General features: G+C 73.6%; 16 protein-coding genes. 10 read left to right on the forward strand and 6 right to left on the reverse strand.

Going from position 1 to position 17,309, the window contains the following annotated elements; all coding sequences use genetic code 11:
- Positions 1-62: 62 nt before the first annotated feature.
- The 4 genes from ACIP5M_RS33400 to ACIP5M_RS33415 all read left to right on the forward strand — a co-directional run bounded on the left by ACIP5M_RS33400 (position 63) and on the right by ACIP5M_RS33415 (position 6,463).
- A complete protein-coding gene (locus ACIP5M_RS33400; RefSeq protein WP_401204023.1) occupies positions 63-2,261 on the forward strand; it encodes a molybdopterin oxidoreductase family protein in 2,199 nt (732 codons plus the stop codon).
- Between the two features lie 73 nt (positions 2,262-2,334).
- The gene (locus ACIP5M_RS33405; protein ID WP_401204026.1) at positions 2,335-3,801 is read left to right on the forward strand and encodes a CitMHS family transporter; all 1,467 of its coding nucleotides are present in this window, start codon (positions 2,335-2,337) and stop codon (positions 3,799-3,801) included.
- A gap of 98 nt (positions 3,802-3,899) precedes the next feature.
- Positions 3,900-5,312 carry an aldehyde dehydrogenase family protein gene (locus ACIP5M_RS33410; RefSeq protein WP_401204029.1) on the forward strand — a complete coding sequence of 471 codons (1,413 nt, stop codon included), beginning with the start codon at positions 3,900-3,902 and terminating at the stop codon, positions 5,310-5,312.
- Positions 5,313-5,383: 71 nt separating this feature from the next.
- The gene (locus ACIP5M_RS33415; protein WP_401204031.1) at positions 5,384-6,463 is read left to right on the forward strand and encodes a Zn-dependent alcohol dehydrogenase; all 1,080 of its coding nucleotides are present in this window, start codon (positions 5,384-5,386) and stop codon (positions 6,461-6,463) included.
- Positions 6,464-6,526: 63 nt separating this feature from the next.
- Here ACIP5M_RS33415 and ACIP5M_RS33420 read toward each other — a convergent pair whose 3' ends face one another.
- Positions 6,527-7,171, reverse strand: a complete 645-nt coding sequence (locus tag ACIP5M_RS33420; protein WP_401204034.1) for a TetR/AcrR family transcriptional regulator — start codon at positions 7,169-7,171, stop codon at positions 6,527-6,529.
- A gap of 78 nt (positions 7,172-7,249) precedes the next feature.
- Here ACIP5M_RS33420 and ACIP5M_RS33425 point away from each other — a divergent pair, with 78 nt between their 5' ends.
- From ACIP5M_RS33425 to ACIP5M_RS33435, 3 genes are all read left to right on the forward strand, one after another.
- Complete coding sequence (locus ACIP5M_RS33425; protein WP_401204036.1) at positions 7,250-8,401, forward strand: acyl-CoA dehydrogenase family protein; 1,152 nt, start codon at positions 7,250-7,252, stop codon at positions 8,399-8,401.
- 68 nt (positions 8,402-8,469) lie between these two features.
- Positions 8,470-8,757 (forward strand): YiaA/YiaB family inner membrane protein, encoded by a 288-nt coding sequence (locus ACIP5M_RS33430; protein WP_401204039.1) that lies wholly within the window; start codon positions 8,470-8,472, stop codon positions 8,755-8,757.
- An 83-nt stretch (positions 8,758-8,840) separates the two neighbouring features.
- The gene (locus ACIP5M_RS33435; protein ID WP_401204042.1) at positions 8,841-9,470 is read left to right on the forward strand and encodes a TetR/AcrR family transcriptional regulator; all 630 of its coding nucleotides are present in this window, start codon (positions 8,841-8,843) and stop codon (positions 9,468-9,470) included.
- On the opposite strand, the gene ACIP5M_RS33440 is transcribed toward ACIP5M_RS33435, so the two are convergent.
- On the reverse strand, positions 9,461-9,922 hold the full coding sequence (locus ACIP5M_RS33440) for a MaoC family dehydratase (protein ID WP_401204045.1): 462 nt from the start codon (positions 9,920-9,922) through the stop codon (positions 9,461-9,463). The two genes, ACIP5M_RS33435 and ACIP5M_RS33440, sit on opposite strands and share 10 nt — an antisense overlap.
- A gap of 131 nt (positions 9,923-10,053) precedes the next feature.
- Between ACIP5M_RS33440 and soxR the strand changes: the two genes are divergently transcribed.
- Entirely contained in the window at positions 10,054-10,497 is a 444-nt protein-coding gene (soxR, locus tag ACIP5M_RS33445; RefSeq protein ID WP_401204048.1) for a redox-sensitive transcriptional activator SoxR, read from the forward strand.
- Here soxR and ACIP5M_RS33450 read toward each other — a convergent pair.
- The 4 genes from ACIP5M_RS33450 to ACIP5M_RS33465 form a co-directional block, all read right to left on the reverse strand.
- Positions 10,478-11,305 (reverse strand): 3-keto-5-aminohexanoate cleavage protein, encoded by an 828-nt coding sequence (locus tag ACIP5M_RS33450; protein ID WP_401204050.1) that lies wholly within the window; start codon positions 11,303-11,305, stop codon positions 10,478-10,480. The genes soxR and ACIP5M_RS33450 overlap by 20 nt on opposite strands.
- Entirely contained in the window at positions 11,302-11,892 is a 591-nt protein-coding gene (locus ACIP5M_RS33455) for a hypothetical protein (RefSeq protein ID WP_401204053.1), read from the reverse strand. The genes ACIP5M_RS33450 and ACIP5M_RS33455 overlap by 4 nt, the downstream gene beginning before the upstream one ends.
- A 95-nt stretch (positions 11,893-11,987) precedes the next feature.
- Entirely contained in the window at positions 11,988-13,274 is a 1,287-nt protein-coding gene (locus tag ACIP5M_RS33460) for a serine-threonine protein kinase (RefSeq protein ID WP_401204056.1), read from the reverse strand.
- Positions 13,275-13,368: 94 nt separating this feature from the next.
- Complete coding sequence (locus ACIP5M_RS33465; RefSeq protein WP_401204058.1) at positions 13,369-14,658, reverse strand: exo-beta-N-acetylmuramidase NamZ domain-containing protein; 1,290 nt, start codon at positions 14,656-14,658, stop codon at positions 13,369-13,371.
- A gap of 100 nt (positions 14,659-14,758) precedes the next feature.
- Here ACIP5M_RS33465 and ACIP5M_RS33470 point away from each other — a divergent pair, with 100 nt between their 5' ends.
- Entirely contained in the window at positions 14,759-15,532 is a 774-nt protein-coding gene (locus ACIP5M_RS33470; protein WP_401204061.1) for an SDR family oxidoreductase, read from the forward strand.
- Positions 15,517-17,283, forward strand: a complete 1,767-nt coding sequence (locus ACIP5M_RS33475) for a class I adenylate-forming enzyme family protein (protein ID WP_401204062.1) — start codon at positions 15,517-15,519, stop codon at positions 17,281-17,283. The genes ACIP5M_RS33470 and ACIP5M_RS33475 overlap by 16 nt, the downstream gene beginning before the upstream one ends.
- Positions 17,284-17,309: the final 26 nt, after the last annotated feature.

The following is a 17,309-nucleotide window of genomic DNA, read 5'->3' on the forward strand; positions in this document are numbered from 1 at the left end:
GGTCGGTATGCTCGGGGCGCTCCGTGTGCCCGCGCCGCAGTCCGCCGCCCCCTGGAGGGCCCATGCCCCGCACCGCCCTGCGCATCTGCCCCCTCTGCGAAGCCACCTGCGGCCTCACCCTCACCATCGAGGGCACCGCCGTCACCGCCGCCCGCGGAGACCGCGACGACGTCTTCAGCCGCGGCTTCATCTGCCCCAAGGGCGCCGCCTTCGGTGCGCTCGACGCCGACCCCGACCGGCTGCGCACCCCTCTCGTCCGTCGCGACGGCCGGCTCCGGGAGGCCACCTGGGAGGAGGCCTACGAGGCCATCGCCGCTGCCGTCCCCGCCCTCGTCCGGGAGTACGGGCCCCCATCGGTCGGCGTGGTCCTCGGGAACCCGAACGTTCACACCATCGCCGGGGCCCTCTACCCGCCGCTGCTCCTCAAGGCCCTCGGCACACGCAACCTCTTCACCGCCAGCACCCTCGACCAGATGCCCAAGCACGTGTCCAGCGGCCTGCTCTTCGGGGACCCCTTCGCCATCCCGGTCCCCGACCTGGACCGCACCGACTTCCTGCTGCTCCTGGGCGCCAACCCGCTCGAATCCAACGGGTCCCTGTGCACGGCCCCCGACTTCCCCGGCCGCCTCAAGGCCCTGCGCGCCCGCGGCGGGACCCTCGTCGTCGTCGACCCGCGCCGCACCCGCACCGCCCGGCTCGCCGACCGTCACCTCGCGCCCCGCCCCGGCAGCGACGCACTGCTGCTCGCAGCCCTCGCACACACCCTCCTCGCGGAGAAGCTCGCCGACCCCGGCCCGCTCGAGGAAAAGGCGCAGGGCCTCGGGGAACTCGCCGCCGCCCTCGGGAGTTTCACTCCTGAGGCCGTAGCACCCGCCTGCGACCTCGCCGCCGAGGACATCCGCACCCTCGCCCGTGACCTCGCGGCCGCCCCGACGGCCGCCGTATACGGGCGGATCGGCAGCTGCACCGTCGAGTACGGCACGTTGGCCAGCTGGCTGGTCGACGTACTGAACATCCTCACCGGCAACCTCGACCGGCCGGGCGGAGCCCTCTTCCCGCTCTCCGCGACCGCCGGCGCGCCCCGGCCGGCCGGCCCCGGCAAGGGCTTCGCCCTCGGCCGCTGGTCGAGCCGTGTCAGCGGCCACCCCGAAGCCAAGGGTGAACTCCCCACGGCCGCCCTGGCGGAAGAGATCGAGACCCCGGGCGAGGGCCGGATCAGGGCGCTGATCGCCGTCGCCTCGAACCCGGTCCTGTCCGCACCCGACGGCGACCGGCTCGACCGGGCCCTGGCCGGCCTCGACTTCATGGTCTCCGTCGACCCCTACCTGAACGAGACCTCACGCCACGCCCACGTCGTGCTGCCCCCGCCGCCGCCCGCGCAGAGCGCGCACTTCGACTTCGCGTTCAACGGGTTCGCCATACGCAACCAGGCCCGCTACTCACCCGCCGCCATCCCCCTGGAGGCCGGCCGGATGGACGAGTGCGAGATCCACGCGCGGCTGATCCTGGCCGTCTCCGGCCTGCACGGCGCACCGCCCGAGGCCGTCGACGAGCGCGTCATCGCCGACACCCTCTCCCGCGCCGTCACCGAACCGCACTCACCGCTCTTCGGCGCCGACCCGCAGGAGCAGGCGCGCCTGCTGTCGGGCCGCACCGGTCCCGAGCGGCGGCTGGACATGATGCTGCGCCTGGGCCCGTACGAGCTGACCCTGGAGGATCTGCGGCAGAGCCCGCACGGCATCGACCTGGGCCCGCTGCGGCCCAGGCTCCCGGGCGTGCTGAGGACCCGCAGCGGCAGGATCGAGCTGCTGCCGGACCCGATCGCGGCCGAGCTCCCCAGGCTGCGCGCGGCGCTCGCCGACCGCCCCGCCGGCCTGGTGCTCGTGGGCCGCCGCCATCTGCGGTCCAACAACAGCTGGTTGCACAACGTCCCGGCCCTCACCGGAGGTTCCAACCGCTGCACCCTCCAGATCCACCCGCAGGACGCGGGCCGGCTGGGCCTCACCGACGGCGGCCGGGCCAGGATCACCGCCGACGGCGGCGCCCTGGAGGTCCCCGTCGAGGTCACCGACGCCCTGCGCCCCGGCGTGGTGAGCCTCCCGCACGGCTGGGGCCACGACCGCGTCGGCACTCGGCTCACGGTGGCGTCCCGCTCGCCCGGCGCCAACGTCAACCAGCTCCTCGACGGCTCCCGGCTCGACCCGCTGTCCGGTACGGCCGTCCTCAACGGCTTCCCCGTCGAGCTGACGCCCCTGCCCTGAGCTGGGGTTTTGCTCGTATTGCTCACGCGTGGACGTCTTGTTGGCGCAAGGAGGCGACCCCTACCTTCCCAGCATGCTGACCTTCCTCGGCTTCGCCATGATCGCGACATTCCTCGTCCTGATCATGCTGAAGAAAATGTCGCCCATCGCGGCGCTCGTCCTCATCCCCGCGCTCTTCTGCGTGTTCGCAGGCAAGGGCGCACACCTCGGCGACTACGTCATCGACGGCGTCGGCAAGCTGGCCCCGACCGCCGCCATGCTGATGTTCGCCATCGTCTATTTCGGCGTGATGATCGACGTCGGCCTCTTCGACCCGATCGTGCGCGGCATCCTGCGGTTCTGCAAAGCAGACCCGGTCCGCGTCGTGGTCGGCACCGCCGTCCTCGCCGCGATCGTCTCGCTCGACGGCGACGGATCGACCACTTTCATGATCACGGTCTCGGCCATGTACCCGCTCTACAAGCGGCTCGGCCTGAGCCTCGTGGTCATGACGGGCGTCGCCGCCACCGCCAACGGCGTCATGAACACCCTCCCGTGGGGCGGCCCCACGGCCCGCGCCGCCACCGCCCTCAAGCTCGACGCGGCCGACATCTTCGTCCCCATGATCCCGGCCCTGGCGGTCGGCCTGCTCTTCGTGTTCGTCCTCGCCTACGTCCTCGGGCTCAAGGAGCGCCGCCGCGTCGGCCTCCTGGTCCTGCCCGGCGGGGAGACGGAGGCGGAGGCCGAGTCCCTCTCGCTCGTCGCCGCCGGCTCCGGCACCACTGCCGCCGGCAGCACTGGCACCACCGGCTCGGCGCCCGCCGCCGGTTCCACCGGTTCCACCGGTTCCACCGGATCCACCGGTTCCGCCGCCTCCGCCTCCCCCTCCGGCGAGGGCCACGGCGACGGCGACGACGGCTTCCAGGGTCTCGACCCGCAGCGCCCCACCCTGCGCCCGCGCCTCTACTGGTTCAACGCGGGTCTCACCCTCGCCCTTCTGACCGCCATGATCATGGAGCTGCTGCCCATCCCGGTGCTGTTCCTGCTCGGTGCCGCCCTCGCCCTCACCGTCAACTTCCCCCACATGCCCGACCAGAAGGCCCGGATCGCCGCCCACGCCGACAACGTCCTCAACGTCGCCGGCATGGTCTTCGCCGCCGCCGTCTTCACCGGCGTCCTCAGCGGCACCGGCATGGTCAAGCACATGGCCGACTGGCTCGTCGGCGCCATTCCCGAGGGCATGGGCCCGTACATGGCCCTGGTCACGGGCCTGCTCAGCCTGCCGCTCACCTACTTCATGTCGAACGACGGCTTCTACTTCGGCGTCCTGCCCGTCCTGGCCGAGGCCGGCGCCGCCCACGGGGTCTCCCCGCTGGAGATCGCCCGCGCCTCCCTCGTCGGTCAGGCCCTGCACATGTCGAGCCCGCTGGTTCCGGCCGTCTACGTCCTCGTCGGCATGGCCAAGGTCGAGTTCGGCGACCACACCCGGTTCACCGTGAAATGGGCGGCCCTCACCTCTCTGGTCGTCCTGGCGGCAGGGATGCTTTTCGGCATCATCTGAGCCCGGCCGCCTCTGGCGCACGGAAAACTACCGACGCTAGTTTGTAGGGTGTTGGCGAGGTCAGGTCTACGCGCTCGTGCGTGCTCGGGAGGAATGACATGAAGGCCCACGACGGGATGTACATCGGCGGGGAATGGCGGCCCGCCGTCGGACAGGACCGGATCGAGGTGGTCAACCCGGCCGACGAGCAGGTCATCGGCTCGGTTCCGGCCGGCACCGCCGAGGACGTGGACGCGGCCGTACGCGCGGCCCGCGCGGCCCTGCCCGGCTGGGCGGCCACCGCTCCGGCCGGGCGGGCCGCCCTGATCGGGGCGCTGCGCGATCTCCTGGCCGCCCGCAAGAGCGAGATCGCCGAGACCATCACCGCCGAGCTCGGCTCCCCGCTCGGCTTCTCGGAGCTGGTCCACGTCGGATCACCGATCGCCGTGGCCTCCTCGTACGCCGAGCTCGCGGCCTCGTACGCCTTCGAGGAGCGGATCGGGAACTCCACCGTCCTGCTGGAGCCGGTCGGTGTGGTCGGCGCGATCACACCCTGGAACTATCCGCTGCACCAAGTCGTTGCAAAGGTGGCGCCCGCTCTCGCCGCCGGCTGCACCCTCGTCCTCAAGCCGGCCGAGGACACCCCGCTGACCGCACAGCTCTTCGCCGAAGCCGTGCACGACGCGGGCATCCCGGCCGGAGTCTTCAACCTGGTGACCGGGACCGGTCCGGTCGCCGGCCAGGCCCTGGCCGCGCACGAGGGAGTCGACCTCGTCTCCTTCACCGGCTCGACCGCCGTCGGCAAGCAGATCGGCGCCACCGCCGGCGCCGCCGTCAAGCGGGTCGCCCTCGAGCTGGGCGGCAAATCGGCCAATGTCATCCTGCCCGGGGCCGATCTGGCCAAGGCCGTCGCGGCGGGCGTGGGCCACGTCATGAACAACACCGGCCAGAGCTGCAACGCGCTCACCCGGATGCTCGTCCACCGGGACCAGTACGAGGAGGCCGTCTCCCTCGCGGCCGCCGCAGTCGCCAAGTACCCCACCGGCGACCCGACCGACTCGGCCACCCGCCTCGGCCCGGTCGTCAACGCCAAACAGCACGAGCGCGTGCGCGGTTACATCGCCAAGGGCATCGAGGAGGGCGCCCGCCTCGTCGCCGGGGGCCCCGACGCGCCGCACCCCCGGGGCTACTTCGTCGCCCCGACCGTGTTCGCCGATGTCACCCCCGACATGACCATCGCCCAGGAGGAGATCTTCGGCCCGGTGCTGTCGATCCTCCCGTACGAGGACGAGGAGGACGCCCTGCGCATCGCCAACGGCACCGTCTACGGCCTGGGCGGTGCCGTCTGGGCCGCGGACGAGGAGACGGCCGTGGCCTTCGCGCGCCGTATGGACACCGGACAGGTGGACATCAACGGCGGCCGCTTCAACGTGCGCGCGCCCTTCGGCGGTTACAAGCAGTCGGGCGTCGGCCGGGAGCTCGGCCCGCACGGGCTGGCGGAGTACCTCCAGACCAAGTCCCTCCAGTTCTGAGCCGTAGGACAGTCCTGCCCGCCCCGCGGCTCCGAGCCGCCGCCCTCGCACACCAGACGGAGAAAACGATCATGGTCCGCGCCGCCATCCTGCCCGCCGTCGGAGCCCCGCTGGAGATAGGGGAGATCGTGCTGCCCGATCCCGGCCCCGGGCAGGTCCGGGTGCGGCTCGCCGCAGCCGGGGTCTGCCACTCCGACCTCTCCCTCACCAACGGCACCATGCGCGTGCCCGTGCCCGCCGTCCTCGGCCACGAGGGGGCGGGCACGGTCCTCGCCGTCGGGGAGGGCGTCAGCCACGTCGCGCCCGGCGACGGGGTGGTGCTCAACTGGGCCCCGTCCTGCGGAGAGTGCCACCACTGCACCATCGGCGAGGTCTGGCTGTGCGCCAACGCGCTCACCGGGGTCGGGGCCGTCTACGCGCACGACGCCCAGGGCGCCGAACTGCACCCGGGGCTGAACGTGGCCGCCTTCGCCGAGGAGACCGTCGTCGCGGCCAACTGCGTGCTGCCCGCGCCCGCCGGGATCCCGCTCGCCGAGGCGGCCCTGCTCGGCTGCGCGGTCCTCACCGGCTACGGCGCCGTCCACCACAGCGCCCAGGTCCGCCCCGGCGAGTCCGTCGCCGTCTTCGGCGTCGGCGGTGTCGGGCTCGCCGCCCTCCAGGCCGCCCGGATCGCCGGGGCGGGCCCGGTCGTGGCCGTCGACGTCTCCCCGGCCAAGGAGGAACTGGCGCGCGCCGCCGGGGCCACGGACTTCGTGCTCGCCTCCGACACCACCGCCAAGCAGATCCGCGCCCTCACCGGCGGGCAGGGCGCGGACGTCGCCGTCGAATGCGTCGGCCGGGCGGACACCATCCGCGGAGCCTGGGAGTCCACCCGCCGCGGCGGCCGCACCACGGTCGTGGGCATCGGCGGCAAGGAGCAGCAGGTCACCTTCCATGCCCTGGAGATCTTCCACTTCGCCCGGACCCTCACCGGCTGCGTCTACGGCAACAGCGACCCCTCCCGTGACCTCCCGGTGATCGCCGAGCACGTCCGCGCGGGCCGCCTGGACCTCGGTGCCCTGGTCACCGACCGCATCACCCTCGACGGCATCCCGGCCGCCTTCGACGCGATGCTGGCCGGCAAGGGCGGGCGCTCGCTCGTCGTCTTCTAGAGCTTCCGCCCACCGGTTTCCGAGATTCCGCCCATCGACCGATCAGTCCCGGCCGGTGGGCGATCACGTCCCGGGCAGGGCCTCGTACTGGAGGGCCAGGCCGTCCAGCAGCGCCGCCAGGCCCGTCTCGAAGGCGCCCTCGTCCACCTCCTGCCGGCGCTCGGCCAGCAGGTGGGCCTGGCCCAGGTGGGGGTAGTCCGACGGGTCGTACGCCGTCTCGTCGTCCACGAAACCCTGGGCGAACGAGGCCACCGCCGAGCCCAGGATGAAGTACCGCATCAGCGCGCCGATCCGGGTCGCCTGCGCCGGCGGCCAGCCCGCCGCCGTCATCGCGCCGAACACCGCGTCCGCCAGCCGCAGGCCCGCCGGGCGGCGGCCCGGTCCCCGCGCCAGCACCGGCACGATGTTCGGATGGTCGGACAGGGCCTCCCGGTACGAGTGCGCCCACGCGTGCAGGGCCCCGCGCCAGTCCCGCCCCGACCCCGGCTCGAACATCGACAAGTCGACCCGGGCGCTCACCGCGTCCGCGACCGCCTCCAGGATCTCGTCCTTCGTGCGGAAGTGGTTGTAGAGGGACGGTCCGCTGACCCCCAGCGCCGCCGCCAGCCGCCGCGTCGACACGGCCTCCAGTCCCTCCGCGTCCACCAGGGCGCCGGCCGCCTCGACGATGCGGGCTCGGCTGAGGAGGGGCTTGCGCGGTCTGGCCATGCGCCACATAGTAGGGCCTGCCCGCCATAAACTACCGGTGCTAGTTAATGGCCCCGATGACCCGCCCGGAGGTGCCCGGTGAACCTGGAGCTGAGCGAGGAGCAGGCCGCCGTACGCGCGCTGGCCCGCGAGTTCACCGAACGCGAGGTCGTCCCGTACGCCGCCGAGTGGGACCGCGCCGAGAGCGTGGACCGGGCCATCGTGAAGAAGCTCGGCGCCCTGGGCTTCCTCGGCCTCACCGTCCCCGAGGAGTACGGCGGCTCCGGCGGAGACCACCTCGCCTACGTCCTCGTCACCGAGGAACTCGGCCGAGGCGACTCCGCCGTGCGCGGCATCGTCTCCGTCTCCCTCGGTCTGGTCGCCAAGACCATCGCCGCCTGGGGGACCGAGGAGCAGAAGCACGCCTGGCTGCCCCGCCTGTGCTCGGGGGACGCGCTCGGCTGCTTCGGCCTGACCGAGCCCGGCACCGGCTCCGACGCGGGCAGCCTCACCACCCGCGCGGTGCGCCAGGGGGACTCGTACCTCGTCAGCGGCAGCAAGATGTTCATCACCAACGGCACCTGGGCCGATGTCGTCCTGCTCTTCGCCCGCACCAACGACGCGCCCGGCCACCGCGGCATCTCCGCCTTCCTCGTGCCCACCGACACGCCCGGCCTCACGCGCCGCGAGGTCCACGGCAAGCTCGGCCTGCGCGGCCAGGCCACCGCCGAAATCGCCCTCGACGAAGTCCGCGTCCCCGCCTCCGCGATGCTCGGCCCCGAGGGCAAGGGCTTCTCGGTCGCGATGTCCGCGCTGGCCAAGGGCAGGATGTCGGTCGCCGCCGGCTGCGTGGGCATCGCCCAGGCCGCGCTCGACGCGGCCGTCTCGTACGCCGCCCAGCGCGAGCAGTTCGGCAAGCCGATCGCCCACCACCAGCTGGTCCAGGAGCTGATCGCCGACATCTCCGTCGACGTGGACGCCGCCCGGCTGCTGACCTGGCGGGTCGCGGACCTCATCGACCGCGGGCAGCCCTTCGCCACCGAATCCTCGACCGCGAAGCTCTTCGCCTCCGAGGCCGCCGTCCGCGCCGCGAGCAACGCCCTCCAGGTGCACGGCGGTTACGGCTACATCGACGAATACCCGGCCGGGAAGCTGCTGCGCGACGCCCGCGTGATGACCCTGTACGAGGGCACCAGTCAGATCCAGAAGCTGCTCATCGGCCGCGCCCGCACCGGGGTTTCCGCCTTCTGATCATCTGAGTACGCGGATGAGTACGAGCGCGGATGTGGGCCCCGCCACACCGGCCGGATGCTGGGGCCATGAACGACACACCGGTCAAGCAGCAGAGCACGGGGGCGTACTACGGACAGGCCATCGCCTCCTTCGGCATCGCCATGGGCGCCGTGGCCGTGGGGATCTACAACCTGGAGACCGACGGCTGGGTCCGCGCCTTCCTCGGCATCGCGGTCCTCTACCTCACCACCTCCGCCTTCACGCTCGCCAAGGTGATCCGCGACCGGCAGGAGGTCACCCAGATCGTGAGCCGGGTGGACCAGGCCCGGATGGAGAAGATCATGGCGGAGTACGATCCCTTCGCGCCGAAGTAGCGCGTCCACGACTGCTAAGCGCTTGCTCACCCTCCGGTAGGCTGTGCAGTTCCTACAGGGCCTGCGAAGAGGGTGAGCGAGCGATGGGCAGCGCGGAGGAGACGGCCGGCGGCTACCGGCCGTGGTCGGAGGTCACCCCCGACGCCGCACGGCGGCTGCTCGTCGCCGCCGTGGACGCCTTCGCCGAGCGCGGGTACCACGCCACCACGACGCGGGACATCGCGGGCCGGGCCGGCATGAGCCCGGCCGCGCTCTACATCCACTACAAGACCAAGGAAGAGCTGCTCCACCGGATCAGCCGGATCGGCCACGACAAGGCGCTGGAGATCCTCACCTCCGCCGCCGACGGCCCCGGCTGCGCCGCGGAGCGGCTCGGCGCCGCCGTACGGTCCTTCGTGCTGTGGCACGCGGCGCACCACACCACCGCCCGCGTGGTCCAGTACGAGCTCGATGCTCTCGCTCCGGAGCACCGCTCCGAAATCGTGGCACTGCGCCGGCAGAGCGACGCCGCGGTACGCCGCATCCTCGTCGACGGGGTAGCGGCGGGCGAGTTCGACGTCCCCGACGTGCCCGGCACCACCCTCGCGGTCCTCTCGCTCTGCATCGACGTGGCCCGCTGGTTCAGCGCGGCCGGACCGCGCACGCCCGACGAGGTCGGCGCGCTCTACGCCGACCTCGTGCTCCGCATGGTGGGCGCGCGCCCTCAGAAGTAGTAGCGCGACACCGACTCCGCCACGCACACCGGCTTGTCGCCGCCCTCGCGCTCAACCGTGACCGTGGCCGTCACCTGTACGCCGCCGCCGGCCTCCGTGACCTCCGTGATCACGGCGGTGGAGCGCAGCCGCGAGCCGACGGGCACCGGCGCCGGGAAACGCACCTTGTTCACCCCGTAGTTGATGCCCATCTTCATGCCCTCGACCCGCATGGTCTGCGGCACCAGGCTGGGCAGCAGGGACAGGGTCAGGTATCCGTGGGCGATCGTGGAACCGAAGGGCCCGTCCGCCGCCCGCACCGGGTCCACGTGGATCCACTGGTGGTCGCCGGTGGCGTCCGCGAAGAGGTCGATCCGCTTCTGGTCCACCTCCAGCCACCCGCTGGGACCCAACGGTTCGCCGATTCCGGCGTGCAACTCCTCGGCGGACGTGAAGACCCTCGGCTCGGCCATGCCCTGCTCCTGCCTCTCACTGACACACTCACGGATGCGCGAACCCACGAAGGCACGGGGCGAATAAGCGCTTGCTCAGCATGCTGGGGCCGTATGGGTATGTCAACGGACCCCCGACTACCCTCGGCCGGGTGCCGCAGATTCCCGAGAACGTCCACGAACTCACCGTCGGCCAGCTGTCCGCCCGCAGCGGCGCGGCCGTGTCCGCGCTCCACTTCTACGAGTCCAAGGGCCTGATCAGCAGCCGCCGCACCTCCGGCAACCAGCGCCGCTACACCCGCGACGCCCTGCGCCGGGTGGCGTTCGTACGGGCCGCGCAGCGGGTGGGCATCCCGCTCGCCAGCATCCGCGACGCCCTCGCCCGGCTCCCCGAGGAACGCACCCCCACCCACGAGGACTGGGCCCGCCTCTCCGAGGCCTGGCGCGCCGAGCTCGACCAGCGGATCTCCCGCCTCAGCCGGCTGCGCGACCACCTGACGGACTGCATCGGCTGCGGCTGCCTCTCCCTCGAGACCTGTGCGCTGTCCAACCCGGACGACGCCTTCGGCGAAAAGCTCACCGGCTCGCGCCTGTAGCCGCCGGTCCGCCGACCGCGTGTCCGCCGTCCGCGTGTCCGCCGCGCCCCGCCCCGTCCAGCACGGCCCGGGCCGCCGCCACCAGTTCCGCGTTCGACCGGGCCGGCCGCCCGTCCGGCAGGTGCAGTACGTCTCCGACGCCGGTCCGCGCTCCCGTACTGCACCGCGCGGCCAGCCGCAGCACCGGCCACGCGGCGGCCTCGCGCCCGTACAACAGCACCTCCACCGGCGGCAGCCCCCGCAGCCCCGCCACCAGCGCCGGATCGGCCGACGCGAGCTCGGCCGCCAGCCGGACCCGCCCGGGCTCGCGTACCGGCCAGGCCAGGAAGCGCGCCATCGGCTCCGGCCCGGCCGGACCGCCCAGCGGAACCACCGCGTCCACCGCGACCCCCCGCGCCAGCAGGGCCTGCGCCAACTCCGCGGCCGCCGGCTCCCCGAAGTCCACCACCGCCCGGTCCGGCAGCACCGTCCAGGACCGCACCCGCTCCAGCCGCCCCGCCGGATCCGGCTCGGCCCCCACGCTCACCGCCACCGAGAGCGGTACGAGGACCCCCGCACCCCGCATCGCCCCGAGAACCGGCCCGACCACCCGCGCCGACAGGCTCTCCCGCCCGCACGGGGTCCGCGGATGGACGAGCACCTCCCCGGCCCCGGCGGCCACCGCGGCCCGCGCCGACTCGGCCAGGTCCGCGGGGGACATCGGCACGGCCGGCCCGTCGGCACCGCTCCGGGCCCCGTTCAGCGACACCACCGGCGACACCGCGCACGACAGCGGCAGCGGCACCGGCCGCGGCACCGGCACCCTCACGCCGCCCCCGCCGCCGGAACGTCCGCCAGCGCCGGTCTCGGCACCACGATCCCGCAGCCCCCGCACACCGGCCCGTCCCAGGCCCACGCCCCCTCCCAGGACCCGACCGCAGCGGCGGGCGCCACGTCCGGCCACCGCAGCTCCCGCTCCCCGCAGACCGGGCACGCCGTCCCCGGCTCCGACTCCAGCGCCCGCACCAGCCGCCGCAGCACCTCGCCCAGCGCCCCCTCGGGCCGCACCCCCGGATCCGCGCACCGCACCACCGCGTCGCCGCTGCCGCCCCACGCCCACTCCGGCCGCCGCAGCCCGTGGTACTTCTCCCGGCGCCGCCGCTCCGCGAAGTGCCGCTCGTACTCCAGCCAGACCGCCCGCGCGTCCTCCAGCTCCTCCAGCGCGGCCACCAGCCGCAGGGGATCCGCCCCCCGGTCCTCGGGGGCGATCCCGTGCCGGTCGCACAGGTGCCACCACGTGGCCCGGTGCCCGTACGGAGCGAACCGCTCCAGGCAGCGGCGCAGGGAATGGCGCCGCAGGGCCCGGTCATTGCGCGCGTCGCGCACCTGGTAGGCCAGACTCCGGAATCCCGCCATCACACCTTCACCTCCGCCGATGTGCCCAACATGCCCGGCAGACGGCGGGCGCATGCGGGGGCGGACGAGGCGTGCGGGTGGCACATGGCCGGAACTCAGCGCCCCATGCGCCCCGCGGCCACCACCACCCGGGCCAGCTCCTCGTGGCAGATGTCGCTGTGCGCCCCCGAGGGGGCGCCGCCGCGCCGCACCACCGAACCCGCGTCCACGCTGACGCAACCGCTCGCTGGCACCCCCTCGCGCAGCGCCGCGTCGAGGGTCAGCCGGGGCGCACCCGGCACCGCCTGCACCCCGTCGTGCCCGATCGCTCCCCACCGCTCGTCGAAGCCCAGCAGTCCGGCCGAATCCCCCGCCATCCGGGAGGCCAGCGGATAGAACACCTTGAGGGAGGTGTCATGGGGGGAGTGGCAGGCCACCACCGGGCCGTCGACCCTCCGCTGGAGGCCGGCGAGGGCGCCGCCGCGGCCGCGGTCGTGCGGCAGCCGGTCGCAGAACGCGTAGTGGGAGAAGGCGCCCTGGAGCAGGGTCACGGAGGCCACGTGCCGGGCCCCGTCCGGTACGGCGCGCAGTGAGAAGGACACCACGCGCGCGCCGAAGCTGTGCCCGATCAGGTGGATCCGCAGCCCCGGACGGCGGCGCGCCAGCTCGGCCAGCACCGGCCCGAGACCGCGTTCGCCGACGACCCCCGCCCGCTGCTTCATCCTGTAGTACGCCGCCTGCCGCAGCAGCTCCTTGGCGCCCTTCCACAGGCCCCGCAGCCCGCCCCCGACCGAGAGGTCCCGCGCGTCGTCGCCGCCGGGCGGGGCGCCCGCCTCGGCCAGTGCGAGGGTGAGGGTGCGGCAGACGTCCAGGACGTCCTCCGTGAACAGGGCGGGCACCGCCGGAGCGACCGCCGCGGGCACGGCGTCCACCCCGGCCAGCTCCCGCACCAGCGCCCCGAACTCGACGAAGGCGGCAACCGACTCCGGCCGTTCCTCCAGCAGTTCGGCCACCCGGTCCAGCTCCGCCCCGTGCCCGGGCCAGAACTCCCCCAGGGCCTGCCGGGTGCCGCGGTCGAGCGCCGTCCCGAAGCCGGGCTCGGCGAGCGCGCCGGGCGGCTCGAAGTCCGGTATCGGCTCGTCCGAGAAGCGGATCGACGGCCATACGACACCCACGTACCCCAGCCGTACCTGCGACCCCACCAGCCTCGGGAAGGGGGCGAAGAACCGGTCGTAGAGCCGGGTCGCCGTGGACCGGTCGCTGTTCCAACCGTGGGCGAAGACCAGCAGGTCCGTGGCCTCGATCCGGCCCACCGCCTCCTGCGTGGCCCGGTCCACGTCCCCGTCCGCGTCGAAGGTCAGCTCCGCGTACGGCCCGACCCCGATCCCCGCCACACCCGACATGACGTCCCCCTCCCCGCCGCGTCCATCCGGTGCGACCAGCATCCTGCCGCGCACCCCGCCCGGCTAGAGGTGTCCACGCATCAGGCCGGCCGGCTCACTCGTACAGCAGGTATTCCCCGCGCACCGCCTCGAAGCGGGCCAGGCCCGCCGCCCAGTCACCCGCGATCTCCTCCACCCCGGCTCCCGCGTCCACCAGCGTGCGCACCCGGTCCGAGCCCGTCAGCCGGTCGATCCAGTGGTCCTCGCGCCAGGCGAAGCCGCTCCACGTCCGCCGCGCGGTCACCAGCAGGCCGATCCCGGCCCGGACCGGGTCGAAGGCCTCCCGGTCGTGCACGATCAGCCGGATCCCGCCGCAGACCTTGCCCACGTGCTTGGAGAACGTGGGCGTGAAGTAGGCCTCCCGGAACCACACCCCGGGCACGCCCAGCGCGTTCGCGGCCTCGGCCCACCGGCGGTCGATGCCCTCGGCGCCCACCACCTCGAAGGGGGTGGTCGTCCCGCGCCCCTCGGACAGGTTCGTCCCCTCGAACAGGCAGGTGCCGGCGTAGGCGAGCGCCGTGTCCGGGGTGGGCATGTTCGGGCTCGGCGGTACCCACGGCAGCCCGGTCCCGCCGAAGAACGACCCCCGCCGCCACCCGGTCATCTCCACCGTGCGCAGCCTGGCGGGGCGTTCGGCCAGGAACTCGCCGTTGAACAGCCGGGCCAGCTCCGCCGCCGTCATCCCGTGCGCGAGCGCGATCGGCTCCCGGCCCACGAAGCTCGCGTACGGCCGTTCCAGCACCGGCCCCGCCGCCCGCCGGCCCCCCACCGGGTTGGGCCGGTCCAGCACCACCACCGCCTTGTCCGCGAGGGCGGCGGCGCGCATGCAGTCGTAGAGCGTCCAGATGTAGGTGTAGAAGCGCGCCCCGACGTCCTGGATGTCGAAGACGACGGTGTCGATCCCGGCCGATGTGAAGACGTCCGCGAGCCGCTGGCCGCTCTTGCCGTACGTGTCCCACACCGGCAGGCCGGTCGCCGGATCCCGGGAGGCCCCCTCGGAGTCCCCGGCCTGCGCCGTCCCGCGGAACCCGTGCTCGGGCCCGAACACCGCGACCAGGTCCACGCGTTCGTCCGCGTGCAGTACGTCGACCAGGTGGCTGGCGTCGGCGGTGATCCCGGTGGGGTTGGTGACCACCCCGACCCGCTGCCCGGCCAGTACGGCGTACCCGTCCGCGGCGAGCCGCTCGAAGCCGGTGCGCACCCGGTCCGCGCGCCCGGCCGGCCCGGTCGGTGTCGCGGAGGGCGCCGAGGTCGCCGAGGTCGCGGAGGCCCCCACCGCTCCCACCGCTCCCGCCGCCCCCATGGCCCCCGCCAGTCCCAGCACCCCGCGTCGCGACAGCGTCATCCGGCCACGCTAGGAGGCAGACCCCTTCCGTCCCGACATACCGACTGGTTAGTCTGCCGGATGTCGGTGCACGACCCGAGCCGCCATCAGGCCACGAAAGGTGATCCCCGTGAGCGCGTACCAGGACCAGCGAGTCGTCGTCACCGGAGCGGGCGGCGGCATCGGCGCGGCCCTCGCCCGCCGCTTCGCCGCCGAGGGGGCGACCGTCGTCGTCAACGACCTCGACCCCGCCAAGGCCGCCTCCGTGGCGGGCGGCATCGGCGCCCGCGCGATCGCGGTGGCCGGTGACGCCTCGGAGATCGTGGACGAGGCCCGCGAGGCACTCGGCGGCAGGGTCGACATCTACTGCGCCAACGCCGGACTCGCCTCCGGCGGCGACGCGTTCGCCGACGAGGCCGTCTGGGAAGCGGCCTGGGACACCAACGTCATGGCCCACGTCCGTGCCGCCCGGCTGCTGCTGCCCGACTGGCTGGAGCGGGGGGACGGCCGCTTCGTGTCCACCGTCTCCGCCGCCGGACTGCTGACCATGATCGGGGCGGCCCCGTACAGTGTCACCAAGCACGGTGCGCTCGCCTTCGCCGAATGGCTCTCGCTGACCTACCGCCACCGCGGTGTGCAGGTCCACGCCATCTGCCCGCAAGGGGTGCGCACCGACATGCTGACCGCCGCGGGCTCGGCGGGCGAACTCGTCCTCGCGCCGACCGCGATCGAGCCGGAAGCGGTCGTGGACGCACTGTTCGACGGCATGGAGAAGGGCCGGTTCTTGATCCTCCCGCACCCCGAGGTCGCGGACTTCTACGCTGCCCGCGCCACCGAGCCGGACCGCTGGCTGAGCGGCATGAACCACCTCCAGCAGAAATGGGAGACCAGGTGACCCCGCCCTCCCCGGTGCCCCCCACCTCCCCGTCCTCCCCCTCACCGCAGCCGGCGGCGTCCCCGGCCGCCGGTTACGCGGCCCGGCCCTGGCTCGCCCTGCTCAGCCCGGCGCAGCGCGCCCCCGTCGAGCCGCCGCCGACCGTGCTGCACGCCTTCCGCGCCGCCGTGGCCCGCGCCCCCGAGCGCACCGCGTTGGCCTACTTCGACGGCCGCACGAGCTACGCCGAGGCCGACGCGCTCTCCGACTCCCTCGCCGGCCACCTCGCCGCGCGGGGCATCCGGCCCGGGGACCGGGTCGCCGTGATGCTCCAGAACACCCCGCACTACCCCCTGGCCGTCCTCGCCGCCTGGAAGGCCGGGGCCGTCGTCGTCCCGCTCAACCCCATGTACAAGTCCGGCGAGGTCGGCCACGTCCTGCGTGACTCGGGGGCCGCCGCGCTGGTCTGCGAGGGCGGCACGTGGGAGGCGTACCTGCGCGAGACGGTGCGGGGGACCGGCGTGGGCACCGTACTGACCGCCCGCAACGAGGACTTCCAGACCCGTAACGACCCCCGTGTCTTCAAGGGTCCGGGGCTCCTGCCCGGACCCCGTACGGACGCCGCACTCCCCGCGCCCCACACCCCGGCGGCGCTGGACCTGCTCACCGTGGCCCGCCAGGGCCACCCCGCGCCGCCCGACGCGCACCTCACCGCTGCCGACACCGCCCTCATCAGCTACACCTCCGGCACCAGTGGCACCCCCAAGGGAGCCATGAACCCGCACGGCGCGCTCACGTACAACGCGGTACGACAGGTCACCGGTCACCCGCTTCCCGAGGGCGCCAGGTACTTCGCCCTCGCCCCGCTCTTCCACATCACCGGCATGGTCTGCGAGCTCGCGGCCTGCTTCGCCAACGCCGGCACCCTCGTGCTCGCCCACCGCTTCGACGCCGGGGTCGTCCTCGACGCCTTCCTCGAACACCGCCCCGCCTACACCGTCGGCCCGGCCACCGCCTTCATGGCCCTCACCGCGCACCCCGGCGTCACCCGCGACCACTTCGCCTCCTTCCAGGTCATCTCCTCCGGCGGCGCCCCGCTGCCGCCCGCCCTCGTCGAGCGCCTGCGCGCCGACTTCGGGTTCTACCTGCGCAACGGCTACGGCCTCACCGAGTGCACCGCTCCGTGCGCCTCGGTCCCCCCGCACCTCGAAGCCCCCGTCGACCCCGTCTCCGGAACCCTCTCGGTGGGCCTGCCCGGCGCCGACACCGTCGTGCGCATCCTCGACGAGCGGGGCGCCGAGGTCCCCTTCGGCGAGACCGGCGAGATAGCCGTCCGCGGCCCGCAGGTCGTGCCCGGCTACTGGGGCCTGCCGGCCGACACCGCCAAGGCCTTCCCGGACGGCGAACTGCGCACCGGTGACGTCGGTTTCATGGACGCGGCCGGCTGGCTCTACGTCGTCGACCGGAAGAAGGACATGATCAACGCCTCCGGCTTCAAGGTCTGGCCGCGCGAGGTCGAGGACGTGCTCTACACGCACCCCGCCGTCCGCGAGGCGGCCGTCGTCGGCGTCCCGGACCCCTACCGCGGGGAGAGCGTCAAGGCGTACGTCAGCCTGCGCCCCGGCACCTCGGTCGAACCGGCGGAGCTCTCCGCGTACTGCGCCGCGCGCATCGCCGCGTACAAATACCCGCGCGAGGTGGAGGTCCTGCCTGTCCTTCCGAAGACGACCAGTGGCAAGATCCTGCGACGGGAACTGCGCGACCGCGGCTGAAAACAGTCGGACGGTCGTACAGCTGG

Source organism: Streptomyces sp. NPDC088762, from assembly GCF_044750905.1.
Lineage (GTDB): Bacteria > Actinomycetota > Actinomycetes > Streptomycetales > Streptomycetaceae > Streptomyces.

What these genes read in the sequence shown, in the direction of transcription:
- ACIP5M_RS33420 (WP_401204034.1), bottom strand. Translation starts at nt 7,171, where the DNA reads ATGGCCAGACCGCGCAAGCCCCTCCTCAGCCGAGCCCGCATCGTCGAG.
- ACIP5M_RS33455 (WP_401204053.1), bottom strand. Translation starts at nt 11,892, where the DNA reads ATGGCGGGATTCCGGAGTCTGGCCTACCAGGTGCGCGACGCGCGCAAT.
- ACIP5M_RS33460 (WP_401204056.1), bottom strand. Translation starts at nt 13,274, where the DNA reads ATGTCGGGTGTGGCGGGGATCGGGGTCGGGCCGTACGCGGAGCTGACC.
- ACIP5M_RS33410 (WP_401204029.1), top strand. Translation starts at nt 3,900, where the DNA reads ATGAAGGCCCACGACGGGATGTACATCGGCGGGGAATGGCGGCCCGCC.
- ACIP5M_RS33415 (WP_401204031.1), top strand. Translation starts at nt 5,384, where the DNA reads ATGGTCCGCGCCGCCATCCTGCCCGCCGTCGGAGCCCCGCTGGAGATA.
- ACIP5M_RS33400 (WP_401204023.1), top strand. Translation starts at nt 63, where the DNA reads ATGCCCCGCACCGCCCTGCGCATCTGCCCCCTCTGCGAAGCCACCTGC.
- ACIP5M_RS33430 (WP_401204039.1), top strand. Translation starts at nt 8,470, where the DNA reads ATGAACGACACACCGGTCAAGCAGCAGAGCACGGGGGCGTACTACGGA.
- ACIP5M_RS33405 (WP_401204026.1), top strand. Translation starts at nt 2,335, where the DNA reads ATGCTGACCTTCCTCGGCTTCGCCATGATCGCGACATTCCTCGTCCTG.
- ACIP5M_RS33435 (WP_401204042.1), top strand. Translation starts at nt 8,841, where the DNA reads ATGGGCAGCGCGGAGGAGACGGCCGGCGGCTACCGGCCGTGGTCGGAG.
- ACIP5M_RS33475 (WP_401204062.1), top strand. Translation starts at nt 15,517, where the DNA reads ATGGGAGACCAGGTGACCCCGCCCTCCCCGGTGCCCCCCACCTCCCCG.
- ACIP5M_RS33465 (WP_401204058.1), bottom strand. Translation starts at nt 14,658, where the DNA reads ATGACGCTGTCGCGACGCGGGGTGCTGGGACTGGCGGGGGCCATGGGG.
- ACIP5M_RS33440 (WP_401204045.1), bottom strand. Translation starts at nt 9,922, where the DNA reads ATGGCCGAGCCGAGGGTCTTCACGTCCGCCGAGGAGTTGCACGCCGGA.